The organism is Variovorax paradoxus (assembly GCF_009755665.1).
Classification (GTDB): Bacteria; Pseudomonadota; Gammaproteobacteria; order Burkholderiales; family Burkholderiaceae_C; genus Variovorax; species Variovorax paradoxus_G.
Map to the genome: position 1 here is coordinate 3,787,751 of NZ_CP046622.1, position 17,524 is coordinate 3,805,274.

Consider the following 17,524-nt stretch of genomic DNA (forward strand, 5'->3'; position numbering starts at 1 on the left):
AGTGCAGCCTAGCCGGCCCGCCGAACCTCGCTCGGTGTGGCGCCGAGCACGCGGCGCATGCAGCGCGCCATGTGGCTCTGGTGCGCAAAGCCGCTTTCCAGCGCGACCTGGCTTGCAGCCATGCCGCTTCGCACCAGCAGGCCGCGCGCACGGTCGACACGCCGGTGAACCACGTACTCGTGCACTGGCAAGCCCGTGGAGCGCTTGAACTGCGTTTTCAGGTGCGATGCGCTCAGGCCCGCCACTTCGGCCAGCCTGGCCAGCGAAAGATCGCCCTCCAGGTGGGTTTCGATGTAGTCGGTCACCCGGCGCAGCTGCGGACGGGTAAGCCCCTGTACCGGCGCGGTTTCGTGCAGCCGGTGCCCGCCGAGCAGGTGTGCCGCCAGCGCGGTGCCCAGGCTGTCGGCGTAGAGGGTGCCGTTGGGAAAGCCGGCACGCCGTTCGGCGTCGAGCGCCCATGCAATGTGCTCGATGTGCGCATCGCGCAGCTGATGGCGCTCCGCCAGGCTCGCGCGGTCGGCCGGCAGGCCCATTTCCTCGGCGGTGCGCTGCAGCAGCGAGGGCGGCATGTGCACGACCAGCGAAGTGCTCGCGGCTTCCTCGTGCCAGACGTCGGAGGTGCCGGCGGGCAGGATGTCGATGTCGCCGCGCGTGTAGCGGAACTTGTGCAGCTTGCAGGCGCCGTTGACGGGCGCACCCGCATGCACCTTGATGCGGTGGTCGGGCACGGCCTCGAAGCCGACCACGCCCCCGGGCGTGTGGCGCACGTGCACGTTCAGATGGGTGTCGGAGTGGGCGTGATCGCTCATCGGGCAATTATCCGGCGCACCGGCAAAGCATGCTCGCGCGCCTTCGTCCATTCGTGCTGCACCGCGGCCGAATGTGCGCGACCCTTTCGGCCGCTTTCCGGATCATCCGCAGCCATGAACCCAACCACTCAAGAATCGCGATCCATGGACACCGCTGCAAACGGCAAATACGCCGGCAAGAAGGCCGTCATTACCGGCGGCACCATCGGCATGGGCCTGGCCACCGCTCAGGCGCTGCTCGAAGGCGGCGCCGAAGCGCTCGTGACCGGCCTGAACCCGAAGAACCTGGAAGCCGCGCGCCGCACCCTGGGCCCCCGCGCTCATGTCGTCGCATCGGACGCCGGCTCGCTGGCCGACATCGACGCGCTCGCGGCGCTCGCCCGCGAAAAGCTCGGCCACATCGACCTGCTGCACATCAACGCGGGCATCTCGACCCTGGAGCCCTTCGAGCAGGTGACCGAAGCCGGCTACGACCGCGCCTTCGCGATCAACACCAAGGGCCCGTTCTTCACCGTGCAGCGCCTCGTGCCGCTGATGCGCGCGGGCAGCGCGATCGTCGTCACCTCGTCGATCGCGGACAAAGGCGGCATGCATGGCCTGAGCGTCTACAGCGCGACCAAGGCCGCGTTGCGTTCCTTCGCCTCAGGCTTTGCGGCGGAGCTGGTGGGGCGCGGCATCCGCGTCAACGTGGTGAGCCCCGGCTTCATCGACACGCCCACGCTCGGCATCGCCGATGCGACGGCAGAGGAGCGCGCCGAGTTCATCCGCCTGGGCGACCAGATCACGCCGATGCGGCGCCACGGCACGGCCGAAGAGGTGGCTCGCACGGTGCTCTTCTTCGCCTTCGAGGCGACCTTCACGACCGGAGCGCGGCTCACGGTCGATGGCGGTCTGGGCCAGAACCTCACGCCGGCCGCCGCCTGAATTTGAATTGCAATCAAAAGGAAAGAACGAACACATGACCGACGTTTCCCTCATCGGCCTCGGCCCCATGGGCATCGCACTCGCGCGAGCGCTTCAATCCCGGCACACGGTCACGGTGTGGAACCGCACCGCCGAGCGCGCCACGCCCATCCTCGGCCAAGGCACCGTGCTCGCGCCCAGCGCCCTCGCCGCTATTCAGGCCAGCCCGCTGGTGCTGATCTGCGTGGCCGACTATGCGGCCTCCCGGTCGATCCTCGCCTCGCCCGGCGTGGCCGATGCGCTGCGCGGCAAGGTGCTGGTGCAGTTGAGCACCGGCACGCCGCAGGATGCGCGCGACGACTGGGCCGCCCTGAGCGGCGTCGCCTACCTCGACGGCGCCCTGCTCGCCACGCCCGGCCAGATCGGTCGGCCCGACACGCCGCTTTTCATCTCCGGCGAAGAACGCGCGCTGGCCAGCTGCCGGCCGGTGCTCGAAGCCATTGCCGGAAACATCCTGTACATGGGCGAGCCCATCGGCAACGCGGCGGCCTGGGACCTGGCCACGCTCTCGTGCATGTTCGGCGCAATGAGCGGGTTCTTCCACGGCGTGCGCATCTGCGAATCCGAAGGGCTGAAGGTGAATGAGTTCTCGCAGATGATCGGCGCGATCTCACCGGTGCTCGGCGAAATGATCAGCGCCGAGGGCGAGGCCATTCACGCCGGCCGCTACGGCGAACCCGAAAGCTCGATGGCCACCTGTGCGGGCTCCGGCCGGCTCTTTGTGAAGCAGGCGCGCGAAGCAAAGCTCGATGCGAGCTTTCCGGATTTCCTGATGGGCTTGTTCGACCGGGCGCTGGGCGCGGGCCTTGCGAACGAGCGCCTGGCCGCAATGATCAAGGTGCTGCGGCAGCCCGCCTGAATGGGAGCGAAGAAGGCCCCGCGGCCTATTGCACCACGGGGCTCGCGGGAACCTGGTCGCCCGGCGGCGTGAATATCTGCGCCGTGTCGACCGCATCGAAGCGGTACTGCTTGCCGCAGAAGTCGCAGCCCACCTCGATGTCGCCGCGCTCGGCCAGGATTTCTTCGGCTTCTTGCACGCCGAGCCCGCGGATCATCTGCGCCACGCGGTCGCGCCCGCAGGTGCACGCGAAGTGCGGGCCGAGCAAGCCCATCTGCGGCTCGAAGCGCAACAGTTTTTCTTCCCAGAACAGGCGGCGAAGAATGGTCTCGACGTCGAGCGTCAGCAGCTCGTCTCGCGTCAGGGTCGACGCAAGAATCGAGATGCGGTTGTAGTCCTCGTTGCGGCCGATCTGGTCTTCGTTGGCCTGGTCGTGGTCCTTGACGGACGTACCGCCCGACGCACCTTCGAGGTTGCCCTCGCCCTTGACCGGCAGGCGCTGGATCAACAGGCCCGCCGCCACCTTGTCGTCGGCTGCGAGCACCAGTGTGGTGTCGAGCTGCTCGCTCTGCAGCATGTAGTGCTGCAGCACATCGCTCAGCTTGCCGAGCTTCTCGCCGTCATCGTCGAAGAGCGGCACAACGCCCTGGTAGGGCGTGGTGCCAGGCAGCTTGTCCTTCGGGTCGAGCGTGATCGCGCAGCGGCCCTTGTTGTTCTCGTTGACCATGTCAGGCAGGCGCGCGTCGGCCGGCAGTTCGCCGATGACCTTGGCAGTGGCACGCAGGCTCAGGTCGGGCTTGGCCTCGGCCACGGCCACCTTGACCGGACCGTCGCCGAAGATCTGCAGGATCAGCGAGCCATTGAACTTGATGTTGGCCTGCATCAGCGTGGCCGCGGCCGTCATTTCGCCGAGCAGCTCGGCCACGGGCGGCGGATAGGCGCCGGTGGTAGTGTTGGAGGCGCGCCGCGCCAGGATTTCCTGCCACGCATCTGTCAGGCGCACGATCACGCCGCGCACCGGCAGGCCATCGAACAGGAATTTGTGCAGCTCGCTCAAAACGGATTCTTCTTTCTGTTGGGCCTGCGCGGGTCAGGCGATTTTCTTGAGGCCCTTCGCATAGCGAACGGCGTTCTGTACGTAATGGTCGGACCCGTGGCGCAAGCGGGCGGCGTCTTCGTCGCTGATCGTGCGCATCACCTTGGCCGGCGAACCGAAGATCAGCGAGTTGTCTGGAAACTCCTTGCCCTCGGTCACGACGCTGCCGGCACCAACAATCGAATTGCGGCCGATCTTCGCGTTATTCAAGACCACGGCCTGGATGCCGATCAGCGAGTTGTCGCCGATGGTGCAGCCGTGCAGCATGACCTGGTGGCCAATGGTGACGTTCTCGCCAATGGTCAGTGGACTGCCGGGGTCCGAGTGCAGCATCGACATGTCCTGCACATTGCTGTTGCGGCCGATGGTCATCGTCTCGTTGTCCCCACGCAGCACCGCGCCAAACCAGATGCTCGCGTTTTCACCCAACTTCACGTTGCCGATCACTTCCGCGCTGTCGGCCACCCATGCGCCGGTGCCAAGTTGCGGCGCAACGCCGTCGAGTTCATAAAGGGCCATCGTGAAGGTCTCCGAGCGGGGCAAAAACTAGAATTGTAGGGATGCACCCCCGATTGAGCGCGTTGGCCGCGCTGCGACTGACCGACCCTGAAGCCAAGGTGGCTGCGACACGCGCCACGGCTGCACAGGCAGCTACCGATTCCATAGCACTTGAACCCCTGCGCACCGAAGGGGACGATCTTGGTGTGCCGGGCCGCCCCGAGAAGCCGGCGCGCGTGGCCGCAACCGCCGTGCAAAAGCGCTCGCCCTTCACACCCGAGGGCCGCGCTGCGCTGATCCATTCGATCTGCCACATCGAGTTCAACGCCATCAACCTTGCGCTCGATGCGGTGTGGCGCTACGACGGCATGCCCGAGACCTACTACCGCGACTGGCTGCGCGTGGCCGACGAGGAGGCCCAGCACTTCACGCTGCTGCATGCGCACCTGCAGGGCATGGGATACCGCTACGGCGACTTTCCGGGCCATGACGGGCTCTGGAGCATGTGCGAGAAGACCAAGGACGACGTGCTCGCGCGCATGGCGCTGGTGCCGCGCACGCTCGAAGCCCGCGGGCTCGACGCCACACCGCTCATCCAGGCCAAGCTCAAGCGCGTCAACACGCCCGATGCGCTGCGCGCGGTCGAGATCCTCGACATCATCCTGCGCGATGAGGTGGGCCACGTTGCAATCGGCAACCGCTGGTACCGCTGGCTTTGCGAGCGCGCCGGCCGCGACCCGGAACGGACCTACCCCGAACTCGTGGCGCACTACGAAGCGCCGCGCCTGAAGCCGCCTTTCAACTTCGAGGCACGCGAGCGCGCCGGCTTCAGCGCCGAGGAGATGCGTGCGCTTTCGGCCGGCGGCAAGACTGAGTAGAAGAAGGCCTACGCAGGCCTGGCGTGCACCACCAGCTTGGGCGCGAAGTTCTGCAGCACATCGCCGTTCTGGTTGAGCGTGCGGCAGCGCATCGTCACCATCGCACGGCCGGGCTTGGAACGCGACGGAACGATTTCGACCACCTCCCCCTCCACATGCAGCACATCGCCCGGCCGTGTGGGCTTGGGCCATTGCAGTTCGCCGCCCGAACCGATGATGCCGTCGGCCAGCGGAAGGCCGCTCTCGACCAGCAGCTTCATCGTAAGCGCCGCCGTGTGCCAGCCGCTCGCCGCAAGCCCGCCGAAGAAGGTGTTCTTCGCGGCCTCTTCGTCGGTGTGGAAAGGCTGCGGATCGAACTGGAGCGCAAAGGCCTTGATCTGCGCCGCGTCCAGCGTGTGCTCACCGCTGCGAAAACGGTCGCCGACCGACAGGTCTTCGAGGTACAGCGCGCGCTTGGCGCCGGTGTCGTCAGGGGTTGCCGCCATGAGGGTTCCTTGTAGTGCCTGCGCGCATTCTCCAACCTTCAGACGCGTTCGAGGATGGTGGCAATACCCTGCCCGCCGCCAATGCATTGCGTGGCCAGCGCATAGCGGCCCTTCTCGCGCGCCAGCAGGGCCGCGGCCTTGCCCGTGATGCGCGCACCCGTCGCGCCCAGCGGATGGCCGATGGCAAGGCCGCCGCCGTCGAGATTGACCTTTGCCGGATCGAGCCCCAGGTCTCGAATGCAGGCCAGCGCCTGCGACGAGAACGCTTCGTTGAGTTCGATCACGTCGAGGTCGGCAGCATTCAGGCCCGCACGTGCCAGCGCCTTGCGCGTCGCCGGAATCGGGCCGATGCCCATGATTGCGGGGTCTACGCCCACGGTTGCGAAGGACCTGATGCGGGCCAGCGGCTGCAGGTTGTGCTTTGCTGCAAAGGCGTCGCTGGTAACGAGCACCACCGCAGCGCCATCGGTGAGCGGCGACGAGGTGCCGGCGGTTACCACGCCATCGGGACGGAACGCCGGCTTCAGGCCTGCCAGGGCCTCGGCTGAGGTGCTCGGGCGAATGCAGCCGTCCGCATCGACCACGCCGCCGGACGCCAACCGCACCGGTACGATTTCGCCTGCCAGGCGGCCTTCCGCGCGTGCGGCGGCGGCCTTGCGGTGCGATTCGACGGCAAAGGCCTCCTGGTCGGCGCGGCTCACGTTCCAGCGCTGCGCAACGTTTTCGGCCGTCTCGCCCATCGAAATGTAGGCGTCGGTGCTTTCCTTCAGCTCGGGGTTGGGCGAGAAGTTGAAGCCGCCCTGCGGCACCATCGTCATCGACTCCACGCCCACGCACATAAAAGCCTCGCCCATGCCTGCCTCGATCTGCGCCGCGGCAATGTGCACCGCCTGCATCGACGAGCCGCAGAAGCGGTTCACCGTCATGCCGCCCACCTCGTGCGGCAGCCCCGCGAGGAGCCCGACGATGCGCGCAAGGTTGTTGCCCTGCGAGGCTTCAGGGTAGGCGCAGCCGAGGACGATGTCTTCGAGCAGCGCCGGGTCGAGGTCGGTGCGCTGCAGCAGGCCGCGCACCACGCCGGCGGCCAACGTGTCGGGGCGAACTTCTGCAAGTGCGCCTTTCTTCGCGAAATGGAACGGCGAGCGGGCGTAGGCGGAAATCACGGCTTTCATGAAGATGCTCCTTATGGCGTACCTACCATCCAATCGGTAGGCAACAGGGTCAAAAAATAAGCACGTCGATGCGTGCCTGCGATCCGCCCGGCATCAACCGGGCAATGAACTCCTGAGCTGCGCGATGGCTTCGTCGAAGTCTTCGACGCGACCCGTCATGCGCGACGCGAGCAGCGCGCCCTGGCACACCGAGAACACATAAGCCGCCAGCGATGCCGCCGATGCGCCCTTCTTGTGCCCGGCCGGCGCCAGCGCACCGAGCACGCCCGTGAGCCACAGCACCTGCGTGTTGCGCAGCTCCTGCACGGCCTGGCGCAATTCGTCGTTGATGCAGTCCCATCCGGGCGCCAACGCCCCCGCCGGGCACACGCCCGATCCCGCCTTGAGCGTGTTGCGGTACATGCGGAAATACGATTCGAGTGCGTCCTTCGGCGTACGCACCTTTGCGGCCTCCCAGTTCTTGAAAAGCTGCGTGGCCTCGCGGATCACCGCAATGCCCAGCGCCTCCTTGGTGGGAAAGTGGTGATACAGGCTCGCCTTGCGTATGCCGACCGCATCGGCCACGTCCTGGAAGCTGAAGCCCAGGTAGGAGCGCGTTTCAATCAATGATCGCGCTACCGCGAGGATCTGCTCGCGGGTGCTGCCGGTGGCAAGGGCTGTGGCGCTGGACATCTACCTACTATAAGGTAGGGAGTGACGGACCTGCAAGCGACAGGGTCAATCGGCCTTGATGTTCGCGGCCTTGATGATCCGCCCGTTGCTCTCGAACTCCGAGGCGATCTCCTTCGCAAACGCGGCCGGTGTGCCGCCGGTGGGCACGTTGTCGGTGGCCGTGAGCTTGGCGCGCAGTTCGGGGCTGGCCAGTGCCTTGTTGATCTCGGCGTTGTATTTTGCAATCAGCGCGGGCGGCGTTGCCGCGGGCGCGAACACGCCGAACAGCGAGTTGATGTTTGCGGCGTTGTAGCCAAGCTCGCCCAGCGTGGGCACCTGCGGCTGGCTCTCGAGCCGCGCGGGTGCGCCCACCGCCAGCGGACGCAGCTTGCCCGACTGGATGTGCGACGAAAGCGTGGGGCTCGCGTTGGTCGAGAGAATTTCGAACTGCCCGCCCAGCGCATCGTTGAGCTGCTGGCCGCCGCCCTTGTAGGGAACGTGCGTGATGTCCACGCCCGCGGCCGCCCTCACCTGCTCCAGCACGATGTGCCCGAGCGACGCCGGTCCCGAAGTGGCCCAGCGCACCGCACCCGGCTGGGCCTTGGCATCGGCAATGAGCGCACGGAAATCCTTTGACTTGCTGGCCGGCGTGGCAATCAGCAGCACCGGCGAATACATCACGCTCGAAACGGGCGCGATGTCTTTCAGTGGATCGAAGGGCAGCTTGCCCAAGTGCGGGCTCAGCACCAGCGGGCTGATGGCCGAGAAGCCCAGTGTGGCGCCGTCGGGCGCGGCCTTGGCCACGGCGTCCATGCCGATGGCGCCGCTCGCGCCAGCCCGGTTTTCCACCACCACCGTGGTGCCGAGCTGGGCAGCGAGCTTGTCGCCGAGCGCTCGCGCCACCACGTCGCTGACGCCGCCGGCGGGGTACGCCACGATGAGGCGGATGGTCTTGGGGACGGTTTGTGCCTGCGCGCCGGCTGCCGTGCAGAGCGCGGCAGCAGCAAGCAGCCATGAAGGCTTGAATGACGAAAAATGCATGTCGGTCATGGAAAAAAATTCAGTCGAGTTGCAGCTTGCGCTCACGGATGAGCCTGGACCACTTCTCATTGTCGGCCTTGACGAAAGCCGCGAACTCTACCGGCCCGAGCGGATGCACCTCAGCGCCCGCGGTCGCGAACTTGGCTTTGATTTCTGGCTGCGCCAGCACGCGGGCCAGTTCGCTAGAAAGACGCTCGACCACGTCCCTGGGCATGTTGGCCGGCCCTACCAGGCCCTGGAAGCCGACAGACTCCATGCCGGCAAGACCCAGCTCCTTCACTGTCGGCACATCGGGCAATTGCGGATCGCGCACCGGCCCGGTCACCGCCAGCGCCTTGAGCTTGCCGCCCTTTACCTGCGGCAGCAGCACGCTGCCCGCGTCGATGAGGATCTGCGTCTGCCCGCCGAGCAGGTCTTGCACCGCGGGCGCGCTGCCTTTGTAGGGCACGTGGGTCATGTCCAGGCCGGTTACCTGGTTCATCAACTCGCCGTTCAGGTGCGTCGAAGTGCCGTTGCCGCCCGATGCAAAGTTGACCTTGCCCGGCTGCCCCTTGGCCCAGGCGACAAAGTCCTTGAGGTTCTTTGCCGGATGGTCGGGCCGCGCCACCGCGATGTAGCTGCCTTGGCTGATCTGGCCTATGTAGGTGAACTGCTTGATAGGGTCGTACGGCGGCTTGCTTTGCAGGTACGGCGCAATCGCGAATGGGCCGGTGTTGGCCAGCAGCAGCGTGTAGCCATCGGCCGGCTGGCGCGTGAGCTCGGTGGCTGCGATCATGCCGCTCGCGCCGGGTTTGTAGTCGACCACCAGTTGCTGCTTGAGCGCCTCCTGCAGCGGCACCTGCACTGTGCGCGCCGCAAAGTCGATGCCGCCACCGGGCGGGTAGCCCACGATCAGCCGGATGGGCTTGGCGGTGGGAAAAGCTTGCGCCGCGGCAAGGCCAGCCACTGCAGCGAGCGCCAGGCCGGCGCAGAGCTTGTTTTTGAAGTTCATGGTTCTGTCTCCTCGAATGAATCAGCAATTCTGAAGCAGTCGCGCCAAGGTCATTGCGTTGCCAACGGCCTCGCCGCCCGCCGTGTTGTCGAAAATGCACCAGCACTCGGCACCCTCGCCCTGCGCCAGCCGAAGACGTGACGCAAGCCGTTCGAGCAGCGCATCTTCGTAGGCAGACCAGTAGCGCCGCGGCGAGCCGTGCAGGCGCAGGTAGACGAACCGGGGCCATCCGCCGGGCGCAGCCGCCTCGGCGAACAGAACCGGATCGGCCAGCACGCGGGCGATCTGGAACCGCGACAGCAACGCGTCCACCTGCGGCGCGAACCAGCTGCGATGCCGCGGCTCGAGCGCAACCGCGCCCTGGTGCCGCCGCCGCAGCGCAAAAAGAAAACGCCTTGCCGCATCGGCATCGAACGCGAGGCTGGGCGGAAGCTGCACGACGAGGCAGCCGAGCTTGTCGCCCAGTCCGCCGGCCTGTTCGAGAAAGGCGTCGAACTCCGGCATGGCGTCGAGCAGCCGTTTCTCATGCGTGATGGATTGCGGCAGCTTGACCGCAAAGCGAAAGCCTTCGGGCGTACTCGCGGCCCAGCGCTCGTAGGTTTCGCGCCGGTGCGGCCTGTAGAACGAGGTGTCGAGTTCCGCCGCGCCAAAGCGCTGGGCATAGCGCTCCAGGTGCGAGCCTTCGGCCGGAAACTCCGGCCATAGCGTGCGCGGCAGGCTCCAGCCCGCGCAACCAATGTGCAGTGGCGGCAGCGGCATGGCGCGGTCCATTCGCCCGGCCCTCAGCCCCGCGGATGATGCTGGGAGTGCAGCTGCTTGAGCCGCTCGCGCGCCACGTGGGTGTAGATGGTGGTCGTCGAAATATCGGCATGGCCCAGCAGCAGTTGCACCGCGCGCAGGTCGGCGCCATGGTTCAGCAGGTGGGTGGCAAACGCATGGCGCAAGGTGTGCGGCGACAGCGGCACGTGAATGCCGGCGGCCGCGGCCTGCTTCTTCACGATGACCCAGAACATCACGCGCGTCATGCCCGCGCCGCGCGAGGTCACGAACAGGTCGGGCGTCTGCTGCCCATCGAGGATGACGGGCCGCGACTCCTCCAGGTAGCGTTCTATCCAGCGCCGCGCCTCGCCGCCGAACGGCACCAGGCGTTCCTTGTTGCCCTTGCCCAGCACGCGCAGCACGCCGTCGTTCAGGCTCATGTCGATGGCCTTGAGCGCGACGAGTTCACTCACGCGCAGCCCGCTCGCATACATCAGCTCGAGCATGGCGCGGTCGCGCAACCCGAGCGGTGTTTCCACATCGGGCGCGGCCAGCAGGTCGTCCACCTGCTTTTCCGACAGGGTCTTGATGGCGCGCGGCATCTGCCGGGCCGGCGCGAGCCGCAGGCTGGGGTCGGCCACGATGCGCCGCTCGCGCAATGCCCAGCGGTAGTAGCGCTTGAACACGGTGAGCCGCCGGTTGGCCGACGTAGCCTTGCCCTTGCTGGAAAGGCGCACGCCCATGTAGGCCTGCAGATCGTTTTCCTTCGCGGTGTCGAGCGCCGCCCCGCTGCGCTCCTTGCGAAGCCACTGCGCGAACAATGCCAGGTCGCGGCGGTAGGCGGCGAGCGTGTTCTTCGACAGCCCGTCCTCCAGCCAGAGGGCATCGATGAAGTCGTCGATTTCAGGGGTTTGTACGGCGGCCGCCTCGGTCATGCTCGCAAGATATCAAAAAGAAGACTCACCAAAGAAAAAGGCCGCCCGTGGTGCGGGCGGCCTGTTCGCAAGGAGCAGGATCAGTCCAGCTTCAGCTTCTGCTTGGCAACCACCTGCTTGTAGACGTCGTATTCGGCCTTGATCTGCGCGGCAAACTGGTCGGGCGTGTTGGCCACGATCAGCGAGCCCGTGTCTTCGATGCGCTTCTTCACGGCCGGATCTTCCACCGACTTCTTCACGCCTGCGTTGATCTTGTCGACCACTTCCTTCGGCAGGCCCTTGGGCCCGAGAATGCCGTAGTAGGCCATGCGATTGACCGGCTCGAGCCCCACTTCCTTGAAGGTCGGCACGTTGGGCAGCGCGGCCAAGCGCTGCGGCGCCGACACCACGATGGGGATCAGGCGGCCGCTCTGGATGAAGGGCATGGCCGACGGAATGTTGTCGAACATGATCGGCACTTGGCCGGCCACCACGTCGTTCAGCGCCGGGCCCGCGCCGCGGTAGGGAATGTGCGTGACGAAGGTGTTGGTGAGGCTCTTGTAGAGCTCCATCAGCAGGTGGCCGATGCCGCCCGTGCCCGACGAGGCGTACGAATACTTGCCGGGGTTCTTCTTGAGCTCGGCCACGAACTCGGCGTAGTTCTTGGCCGGGAAGCTCGGGTTCACCGCAATGATGTTCGGCGTGGCCGCAATGTTGATGATCGGCGTGAAATCGTTGACCGGGTCGTACGGAACCTTGGGGTTGATGGCCGGGTTGGCCGCCGTGCTCGAGACCGTGGCAACACCCAGCTTGTAGCCGTCTGGCGTGGCGCGTGCCGTTTCGGCCGCGCCCACGATGCCGCCGCCACCGGCGCGGTTGATCACCACCACCGGCTGGCCCAGCACCTTGCCGAGCGGGTCGGAAATCACGCGCGCCACGATGTCGGTCGTGCCGCCCGGTGCAAAGGGCACGCTCAGTTCGACCGGCTTGTTCGGATAGCCCTGCGCGAAGCTCTGGCCCGCGGCCGCGACCAGCGCTGCGGCACCCACCATGGCGCCCCATTGACGACGTTGCATCTATAACTCCTTGATTGACTGATGTCGAAAAAGCAAAGCCCCGGATGCTAGCCGCTTCGCACTCTGGCGGTGCTGTGGATTACCCATGGTCCGCGACGGTTTATGCTCGAAGCGGTGAACTTCGCCCAGCTGCTCTTCCCGGATTTTTCGCTCATTGCCATCGGTTGGCTGCTCTGCCGCTACACCGCGCTCGACCGCCGCGTGTGGGACCAGGTCGAGAGCCTGGTGTACTACTTTCTTTTCCCGGTGCTGCTGTTCCATTCGATCGTGCGAAGCCCGCTCGATTTTGGCGCCACCTCGAGCCTGCTCACGGCGGGTGTCGGCGTGGGGCTCAGCGGCATTGCGCTGGCCTATGCCCTGCCCTACGTGCCGGGCCTGCGCTCGCACATCGACCGCCGCGACCATGCGGCCAGCGCGCAGATCGGGTTTCGCTTCAACTCCTTCATCTGCCTTGCGCTCGCCGAACGGCTGGCCGGCCCGCAGGGCCTGTTGCTGATTGCGGTGCTGATCGGCGTGTGCGTGCCGATGTTCAACATTGCGGCCGTGTGGCCCATGGCACGGCATGCGCAGAGCGGCTTTGCGCGGCAACTGGTGCGCAATCCGCTGATCGTCGCCACGCTGACGGGCCTGCTGGCCAACCTGCTGGGCTTCACCGTTCCGAACTGGGCCACGCCGACGCTCACGCGCATCGGCGCCGCATCACTCGCGCTGGGCCTGCTGGCCGCAGGCGCGGGCATGCAGTTCGCCACGCTGGGGCGCGGCAAGGTGCTGGCGGTTTCGGTGCTGGCGATCCGTCATTTGTTGCTGCCGCTGGTTGCCTGGGGCCTGTCTCGTGCGCTAAGGCTGGATGCAACGCAGGCTTCCGTGCTGATGGCGTTTTCCGCGGTGCCCACGGCCTCGAGCGCCTATGTGCTCGCGGCGCGCATGGGCTACAACGGCCCGTATGTGGCCGGACTCGTGACCCTGTCCACACTGCTCGGCGTGGCGAGCCTGCCGTTCGCGTTGGCGCTGCCGCGCTAGAGTTTTTTCGCCGCGTCGGGGCGCTGCGCCAGCGCCCAGGCCACGTGCTCCCGCACCAGTTCGCTCGCATCCGATGCCCGCGTGGCCAGGGCTTCAGCGGCGCCCCTCTCGCCCGCGCGCAGTGCGTTGCCCAGCGCCACGGCGATGTTGCGCAGCCAGCGCTCATGCCCGATGCGCCGGATGGGGCTGCCTTCGGTGAAGCGCAAGAAATCTTCCTCCGTCCAGGCAAAGAGCGAAGCCAGCGCCTGGCCCGTGAGCCCTTCGCGTGCGTCGAAATCGGGCAGCGCGCTCTTCTTTGCAAACTTGTTCCAGGGGCAGATCAACTGGCAATCGTCGCAGCCGTAGATGCGGTTGGCCATCAGCGGCCGAAGCTCCAGCGGAATCGGCCCACCGTGCTCGATGGTGAGGTACGAAATGCAGCGCCGCGCATCCAGCCGGTGCGGCGCGATGATGGCCTTGGTCGGACACACGTCGATGCAGGCGCTGCAGCTGCCGCAATGCGCGGTGACCGGCTCGCTCTCGGGCAGTGCCATGTCGACATAGATCTCGCCAAGAAAGAACATCGAGCCCGCGCTGCGGTCCAGCACCAGCGTGTGTTTGCCGCGCCAACCCTGGCCGCTGCGCGATGCGAGCTCGGCCTCGAGCACGGGCGCCGAATCGGTGAAGGCGCGATGTCCGAAGGGCCCCACCTCTTCCGCGATGCGTTCGGCGAGTTTTGCGAGCCGCGCGCGCAGAACCTTGTGATAGTCGCGGCCGCGCGCATAAATCGAGACGATGGCCTCGCCGGGCCGCTCGAGGCGATCGAATTCCACGGCCTGCCAATCGTCCAGGGGCGTGTCGCGCGGCAGGTAGTCCATGCGCGCGGTGATGACGCTCACCGTGCCAGGCACCAGTTCGGCGGGCCGCGCGCGGCGCGTGCCGTGCGTTGCCATGTATTTCATCTCGCCATGGAACCCATGGGCCAGCCATTGCATCAGACCTTCCTCGGCGCTCGATAAATCGACGCCCGCGATTCCGATTTGGGAGAATCCGAGTTCCCGGGCCAATGCCTGAATACGAGCAACGAGTGGATGGCTGACGATCACTTGCCGATTGTAGAAACGCCGAAGAACGCCGGCCGCACACTGCGCTGGCGCAGCGAGGAGGACACCGACGCCTTCGCACGCGCCCTCGCGGCCTCGCCCGCGCTGCGCGATGCCTTCATTGCGCTGCACGGCGACCTCGGCGCCGGCAAGACCACCTTCGTGCGGCACCTGCTGCGCGCGCTCGGCATCCAGGGCCGCATCAAGAGCCCGACCTATGCCGTGGTGGAGCCGCACGAGGCGCCCGACGGCCTTGGCATCTTCCATTTCGATTTCTATCGATTCAACGATCCGCGCGAGTGGGACGACGCCGGCTTCCGTGACATTTTTGCCGGACCGGGGCTCAAGCTGGCCGAATGGCCAGAAAACGCTGCGGGCCGCACACCAATTGCGGACCTCGCTATTAAAATAGAAGCAATGACAGACGACACACGCAGCGTGACCCTTCTTGCGAACACTCCTCGCGGCAGCGACCTGCTGACGCACATCGCCGCATGAAGGCGGGCGGCCTCAAGCGGCGCGTGCTCCTGCAGGGCGGCAGCATTGCGCTGATGCTCGGCGTGCACCAGATTGCGCGCGGCGCCACCATCCTCGCCGTGCGCGTGTGGCCCGCGGCCGACTACACGCGCGTCACCATCGAGTCCGATGCACGGCTGCATTCGCAGCAGCTGGTGGTCGGCAGCCCGCCACGGCTGGCGGTGGACATCGAAGGCATCGACCTCAACCCCGAGCTGCGCGAACTGGTCGGCAAGATCAAGCCCGGCGATCCGTACATCAACGGCCTGCGCGTGGGGCAGAACGCGCCAAAGGTGGTGCGCATCGTGTTCGACCTGAAGCAGGCCGTGGTGCCGCAGGTCTTTTCGCTTGCGCCCATTGCTGCGTACAAGCACCGGCTGGTGCTCGACCTGTACCCGGAAAAAGCCATCGACCCGATGGAAGCGCTGATCACCGAGCGCCTGCGCGAGGCCCCGCGCAGCAGCGGGAGCAGCAGCAACGACACCTCGGTAGCCAGCGCCCCTTCGGTGCCGCCACCCGCAGCGCCTTCTTCGCGCCTGGCGCCGGACGGCGGCCCGCCGATCCTCGTGCGGCCCTCGCCCAACGTGCCCGCGCCGCGCCCCGCGTCCGGCAGCATCGCGCCTCCCGCGACTCCCGCCCGGCCGCCAGCCGTGGCCATGCCGCCATCCGCGCCCGCACCCGATCCGCTGGGCGAGCTGATGGCGCAACAGGCCACGCGGCCCGGCCCCGCCGCGCCACCGACGCCCGTCGCACCTCCCGCAGCGCCGCCCGTGGCCGTCGCGCCGCCTCCCGCGCCCGCCCCGGCCTCGCGCGGCGGCGCCACCGCAAGCCGCACCGACCGCATCATCATCGTGGCGCTCGACCCCGGCCACGGCGGCGAAGACCCCGGCGCCATCGGCCCGAACGGCACGCGCGAGAAAGACATCGTGCTGCAAATTGCGCATCGCTTGCGCGACCGCATCAACGCCAGCAGCGTCGGCGGCAATCCGATGCGCGCATTTCTCACGCGGGATGCCGACTTCTTCGTGCCGCTTGGCGTTCGCGTGCAAAAAGCGCGGCGCGTGCAGGCCGATCTTTTCGTGAGCATCCACGCGGACGCGTTCACCACGCCGGCCGCGCGCGGCGCGAGTGTTTTTGCGCTCAGCCAGAGCGGCGCCTCGAGCAGCGCCGCGCGCTGGCTCGCCAACAAGGAAAACGAAGCCGACAAGGTCGGCGGCGTGAACGTCGGCAGCCACGAGGCGCAAGTGCAGCGTGCGCTGCTCGACATGAGCACCACGGCGCAAATCAACGACAGCCTCAAGCTCGGCGGCGCCATGCTCGGCGAAATTCGCGGCATTGGGGCGCGGCTGCACAAGCCGCATGTCGAGCAGGCGGGTTTTGCCGTGCTCAAGGCCCCCGATATTCCGAGCGTGCTGGTGGAGACGGCGTTCATCAGCAACCCCGAGGAAGAATCGAACCTGCGTAGCGCGAGCTACCAGGAAAGCCTTGCCGATGCGCTGATGCGCGGCATCCAGCGCTACTTTGCGCAGAACCCGCCGCTCGCGCGCAGCCGTCAGCTTTAAACCCTTGCGCGCCGCCCTGCTGTCCCACGCGGGGCGGCCCGTGGCACCGCACAGTCAGGCGCGGCAGGCTCCTACACAGGGGCCGGGCCGCTTTTGCCCATCATGAACCCATCACTTTAGAAAGGTGGACATCATGAAAGCACGCATCTGGATTACCGCTGCAGCAGCGACCTCGGTCATGGCGCTCGCAGGTTGCGCTTCCGGTCCCAACCAGAACCTGGGCACGGGCGTTGGCGCACTCGGCGGCGCAGCGGTCGGCCACGCTATCGGCGGCAATACGGCCAGTACCCTGGGCGGTGCAGCCGTGGGCGGCGTGATCGGCAATCAAGTGGGCCGCAGTGTCGACGAACGCAACCAGCGCAACTACTACGAGAGCCAGCGCGCCTATCCGCCGGGTACCTATTACCCGCGCAATGGCCCGACCTACTGACCCTCTACCAACCCATGCTGAAGCGCGCCATCACTGGCGCGCTTTTTTCATGGGCCCGATGTTCAGGCCTTCGAAGGCAGTTGCGCGCGCGCCTTTTCCGCTCGCGAAGCACGCCATGCGCCGAAAATCGCAAGCAGGCCGGGCACGAAGATCAGCGCCCAGATGATCTTGTCGAGGTGCTCGCGAACGAAGGGCAGGTTGCCGAAGAAGTAACCCGCCGTTGCAATGCCAAGCACCCAGATCAGCGCCCCCCCCACGTTGAACATGGTGAACTTGGCCCGGTTCATTTCGGCAACGCCGGCCACGAAGGGTGCGAAGGTACGAATGAAAGGCATGAAGCGCGCCAGCACGATCGTGACGCCGCCGTAGCGCTCGTAGAACGCATGCGCCTGGTCGAAGGCCTTGCGGTTGAAGAATCGCGAGTTCTCCCACTTGAACACCTTGGGCCCGAAGTAACGGCCGATGCTGTAGTTGCACTGGTCGCCCAGAATGGCCGCGACGATGAGCACCGCGCAGGCGATCGGATAGCTCATGAGCCCCACGCCGCACAGCGCCCCCACGATGAAGAGCAGCGAGTCGCCGGGCAAGAACGGCATCACCACCGCGCCGGTCTCCACGAACACGATCAGGAAAAGCAACGCATAGACCCAGGGGCCATAGGCGACGACGAAGGCCTCGAGGTGTTTGTCGACATGCAGGATGAAGTCGACGAGAAAGCTGATGATTTCCATGGTGGCGGATTA

At 66.5% G+C, this 17,524-nt stretch carries 20 protein-coding genes; 7 read left to right on the forward strand and 13 right to left on the reverse strand.

The features are described from left to right. Positions 1 to 8: 8 nt before the first annotated feature. Positions 9 to 809 (reverse strand): AraC family transcriptional regulator, encoded by an 801-nt coding sequence (locus GOQ09_RS17625; protein WP_157614694.1) that lies wholly within the window; start codon positions 807 to 809, stop codon positions 9 to 11. Between the two features lie 144 nt (positions 810 to 953). Between GOQ09_RS17625 and GOQ09_RS17630 the strand changes: the two genes are divergently transcribed. Beyond that, positions 954 to 1,733 (forward strand): SDR family oxidoreductase, encoded by a 780-nt coding sequence (locus tag GOQ09_RS17630; RefSeq protein WP_157614695.1) that lies wholly within the window; start codon positions 954 to 956, stop codon positions 1,731 to 1,733. 34 nt (positions 1,734 to 1,767) lie between these two features. Next, complete coding sequence (locus tag GOQ09_RS17635) at positions 1,768 to 2,631, forward strand: NAD(P)-dependent oxidoreductase (RefSeq protein WP_157614696.1); 864 nt, start codon at positions 1,768 to 1,770, stop codon at positions 2,629 to 2,631. Between the two features lie 25 nt (positions 2,632 to 2,656). Here the strand turns inward: GOQ09_RS17635 and GOQ09_RS17640 are convergent, their stop codons facing one another. Next, positions 2,657 to 3,667, reverse strand: coding sequence for an Hsp33 family molecular chaperone HslO (locus GOQ09_RS17640; protein WP_157614697.1), 1,011 nt, complete (start codon positions 3,665 to 3,667; stop codon positions 2,657 to 2,659). A gap of 33 nt (positions 3,668 to 3,700) precedes the next feature. Next, positions 3,701 to 4,225: a gamma carbonic anhydrase family protein gene (locus GOQ09_RS17645; protein ID WP_157614698.1), complete on the reverse strand. Its 525-nt coding sequence runs from the start codon at positions 4,223 to 4,225 to the stop codon at positions 3,701 to 3,703. A gap of 41 nt (positions 4,226 to 4,266) precedes the next feature. Here GOQ09_RS17645 and GOQ09_RS17650 point away from each other — a divergent pair, with 41 nt between their 5' ends. After that, positions 4,267 to 5,082: a ferritin-like domain-containing protein gene (locus tag GOQ09_RS17650; protein WP_157614699.1), complete on the forward strand. Its 816-nt coding sequence runs from the start codon at positions 4,267 to 4,269 to the stop codon at positions 5,080 to 5,082. Positions 5,083 to 5,090: 8 nt separating this feature from the next. Here GOQ09_RS17650 and GOQ09_RS17655 read toward each other — a convergent pair whose 3' ends face one another. The 8 genes from GOQ09_RS17655 to GOQ09_RS17690 form a co-directional block, all read right to left on the reverse strand. Next, a complete protein-coding gene (locus tag GOQ09_RS17655) occupies positions 5,091 to 5,567 on the reverse strand; it encodes a MaoC family dehydratase (RefSeq protein WP_157614700.1) in 477 nt (158 codons plus the stop codon). Positions 5,568 to 5,605: 38 nt separating this feature from the next. Next, entirely contained in the window at positions 5,606 to 6,739 is a 1,134-nt protein-coding gene (locus GOQ09_RS17660; RefSeq protein WP_157614701.1) for a thiolase family protein, read from the reverse strand. Positions 6,740 to 6,832: 93 nt separating this feature from the next. Beyond that, positions 6,833 to 7,411 (reverse strand): TetR/AcrR family transcriptional regulator, encoded by a 579-nt coding sequence (locus GOQ09_RS17665; RefSeq protein ID WP_157614702.1) that lies wholly within the window; start codon positions 7,409 to 7,411, stop codon positions 6,833 to 6,835. Between the two features lie 45 nt (positions 7,412 to 7,456). Beyond that, positions 7,457 to 8,431, reverse strand: coding sequence for a Bug family tripartite tricarboxylate transporter substrate binding protein (locus tag GOQ09_RS17670; protein ID WP_157616753.1), 975 nt, complete (start codon positions 8,429 to 8,431; stop codon positions 7,457 to 7,459). 19 nt (positions 8,432 to 8,450) lie between these two features. Next, positions 8,451 to 9,422, reverse strand: coding sequence for a Bug family tripartite tricarboxylate transporter substrate binding protein (locus GOQ09_RS17675; RefSeq protein WP_157614703.1), 972 nt, complete (start codon positions 9,420 to 9,422; stop codon positions 8,451 to 8,453). A gap of 21 nt (positions 9,423 to 9,443) precedes the next feature. Further along, positions 9,444 to 10,181 carry a DUF72 domain-containing protein gene (locus tag GOQ09_RS17680; RefSeq protein WP_157614704.1) on the reverse strand — a complete coding sequence of 246 codons (738 nt, stop codon included), beginning with the start codon at positions 10,179 to 10,181 and terminating at the stop codon, positions 9,444 to 9,446. Positions 10,182 to 10,204: 23 nt separating this feature from the next. Continuing rightward, the gene (gene xerD / locus GOQ09_RS17685) at positions 10,205 to 11,116 is read right to left on the reverse strand and encodes a site-specific tyrosine recombinase XerD (RefSeq protein WP_157614705.1); all 912 of its coding nucleotides are present in this window, start codon (positions 11,114 to 11,116) and stop codon (positions 10,205 to 10,207) included. 80 nt (positions 11,117 to 11,196) lie between these two features. Beyond that, positions 11,197 to 12,171, reverse strand: a complete 975-nt coding sequence (locus GOQ09_RS17690; RefSeq protein ID WP_126748960.1) for a tripartite tricarboxylate transporter substrate binding protein BugE — start codon at positions 12,169 to 12,171, stop codon at positions 11,197 to 11,199. Between the two features lie 102 nt (positions 12,172 to 12,273). Between GOQ09_RS17690 and GOQ09_RS17695 the strand changes: the two genes are divergently transcribed. Then, positions 12,274 to 13,191 carry an AEC family transporter gene (locus GOQ09_RS17695; RefSeq protein ID WP_157614706.1) on the forward strand — a complete coding sequence of 306 codons (918 nt, stop codon included), beginning with the start codon at positions 12,274 to 12,276 and terminating at the stop codon, positions 13,189 to 13,191. On the opposite strand, the gene queG is transcribed toward GOQ09_RS17695, so the two are convergent. Then, entirely contained in the window at positions 13,188 to 14,276 is a 1,089-nt protein-coding gene (gene queG, locus GOQ09_RS17700) for a tRNA epoxyqueuosine(34) reductase QueG (RefSeq protein WP_157614707.1), read from the reverse strand. The genes GOQ09_RS17695 and queG overlap by 4 nt on opposite strands. Here queG and tsaE point away from each other — a divergent pair. From tsaE to GOQ09_RS17715, 3 genes are all read left to right on the forward strand, one after another. After that, positions 14,262 to 14,771 (forward strand): tRNA (adenosine(37)-N6)-threonylcarbamoyltransferase complex ATPase subunit type 1 TsaE, encoded by a 510-nt coding sequence (tsaE, locus tag GOQ09_RS17705; RefSeq protein ID WP_157614708.1) that lies wholly within the window; start codon positions 14,262 to 14,264, stop codon positions 14,769 to 14,771. The two genes, queG and tsaE, sit on opposite strands and share 15 nt — an antisense overlap. After that, positions 14,768 to 16,351 carry an N-acetylmuramoyl-L-alanine amidase gene (locus GOQ09_RS17710; RefSeq protein ID WP_157614709.1) on the forward strand — a complete coding sequence of 528 codons (1,584 nt, stop codon included), beginning with the start codon at positions 14,768 to 14,770 and terminating at the stop codon, positions 16,349 to 16,351. Before tsaE ends, GOQ09_RS17710 begins: the two co-directional genes overlap by 4 nt. A 133-nt stretch (positions 16,352 to 16,484) precedes the next feature. Then, positions 16,485 to 16,781 (forward strand): glycine zipper domain-containing protein, encoded by a 297-nt coding sequence (locus GOQ09_RS17715; RefSeq protein WP_126748955.1) that lies wholly within the window; start codon positions 16,485 to 16,487, stop codon positions 16,779 to 16,781. 62 nt (positions 16,782 to 16,843) lie between these two features. Here the strand turns inward: GOQ09_RS17715 and GOQ09_RS17720 are convergent, their stop codons facing one another. Beyond that, positions 16,844 to 17,512, reverse strand: a complete 669-nt coding sequence (locus tag GOQ09_RS17720) for a DedA family protein (RefSeq protein ID WP_157614710.1) — start codon at positions 17,510 to 17,512, stop codon at positions 16,844 to 16,846. Between the last annotated feature and the right edge of the window lie 12 nt (positions 17,513 to 17,524).

Coding starts and splice junctions, on each gene's coding strand:
- GOQ09_RS17625 (WP_157614694.1), bottom strand. CDS start 809: ATGAGCGATCACGCCCACTCCGACACCCATCTGAACGTGCACGTGCGC.
- GOQ09_RS17630 (WP_157614695.1), top strand. CDS start 954: ATGGACACCGCTGCAAACGGCAAATACGCCGGCAAGAAGGCCGTCATT.
- GOQ09_RS17635 (WP_157614696.1), top strand. CDS start 1,768: ATGACCGACGTTTCCCTCATCGGCCTCGGCCCCATGGGCATCGCACTC.
- GOQ09_RS17645 (WP_157614698.1), bottom strand. CDS start 4,225: ATGGCCCTTTATGAACTCGACGGCGTTGCGCCGCAACTTGGCACCGGC.
- GOQ09_RS17650 (WP_157614699.1), top strand. CDS start 4,267: ATGCACCCCCGATTGAGCGCGTTGGCCGCGCTGCGACTGACCGACCCT.
- GOQ09_RS17655 (WP_157614700.1), bottom strand. CDS start 5,567: ATGGCGGCAACCCCTGACGACACCGGCGCCAAGCGCGCGCTGTACCTC.
- GOQ09_RS17660 (WP_157614701.1), bottom strand. CDS start 6,739: ATGAAAGCCGTGATTTCCGCCTACGCCCGCTCGCCGTTCCATTTCGCG.
- GOQ09_RS17665 (WP_157614702.1), bottom strand. CDS start 7,411: ATGTCCAGCGCCACAGCCCTTGCCACCGGCAGCACCCGCGAGCAGATC.
- GOQ09_RS17670 (WP_157616753.1), bottom strand. CDS start 8,431: ATGCATTTTTCGTCATTCAAGCCTTCATGGCTGCTTGCTGCTGCCGCG.
- GOQ09_RS17675 (WP_157614703.1), bottom strand. CDS start 9,422: ATGAACTTCAAAAACAAGCTCTGCGCCGGCCTGGCGCTCGCTGCAGTG.
- GOQ09_RS17680 (WP_157614704.1), bottom strand. CDS start 10,181: ATGCCGCTGCCGCCACTGCACATTGGTTGCGCGGGCTGGAGCCTGCCG.
- xerD (WP_157614705.1), bottom strand. CDS start 11,116: ATGACCGAGGCGGCCGCCGTACAAACCCCTGAAATCGACGACTTCATC.
- GOQ09_RS17690 (WP_126748960.1), bottom strand. CDS start 12,171: ATGCAACGTCGTCAATGGGGCGCCATGGTGGGTGCCGCAGCGCTGGTC.
- GOQ09_RS17695 (WP_157614706.1), top strand. CDS start 12,274: ATGCTCGAAGCGGTGAACTTCGCCCAGCTGCTCTTCCCGGATTTTTCG.
- tsaE (WP_157614708.1), top strand. CDS start 14,262: ATGGCTGACGATCACTTGCCGATTGTAGAAACGCCGAAGAACGCCGGC.
- GOQ09_RS17710 (WP_157614709.1), top strand. CDS start 14,768: ATGAAGGCGGGCGGCCTCAAGCGGCGCGTGCTCCTGCAGGGCGGCAGC.
- GOQ09_RS17715 (WP_126748955.1), top strand. CDS start 16,485: ATGAAAGCACGCATCTGGATTACCGCTGCAGCAGCGACCTCGGTCATG.
- GOQ09_RS17720 (WP_157614710.1), bottom strand. CDS start 17,512: ATGGAAATCATCAGCTTTCTCGTCGACTTCATCCTGCATGTCGACAAA.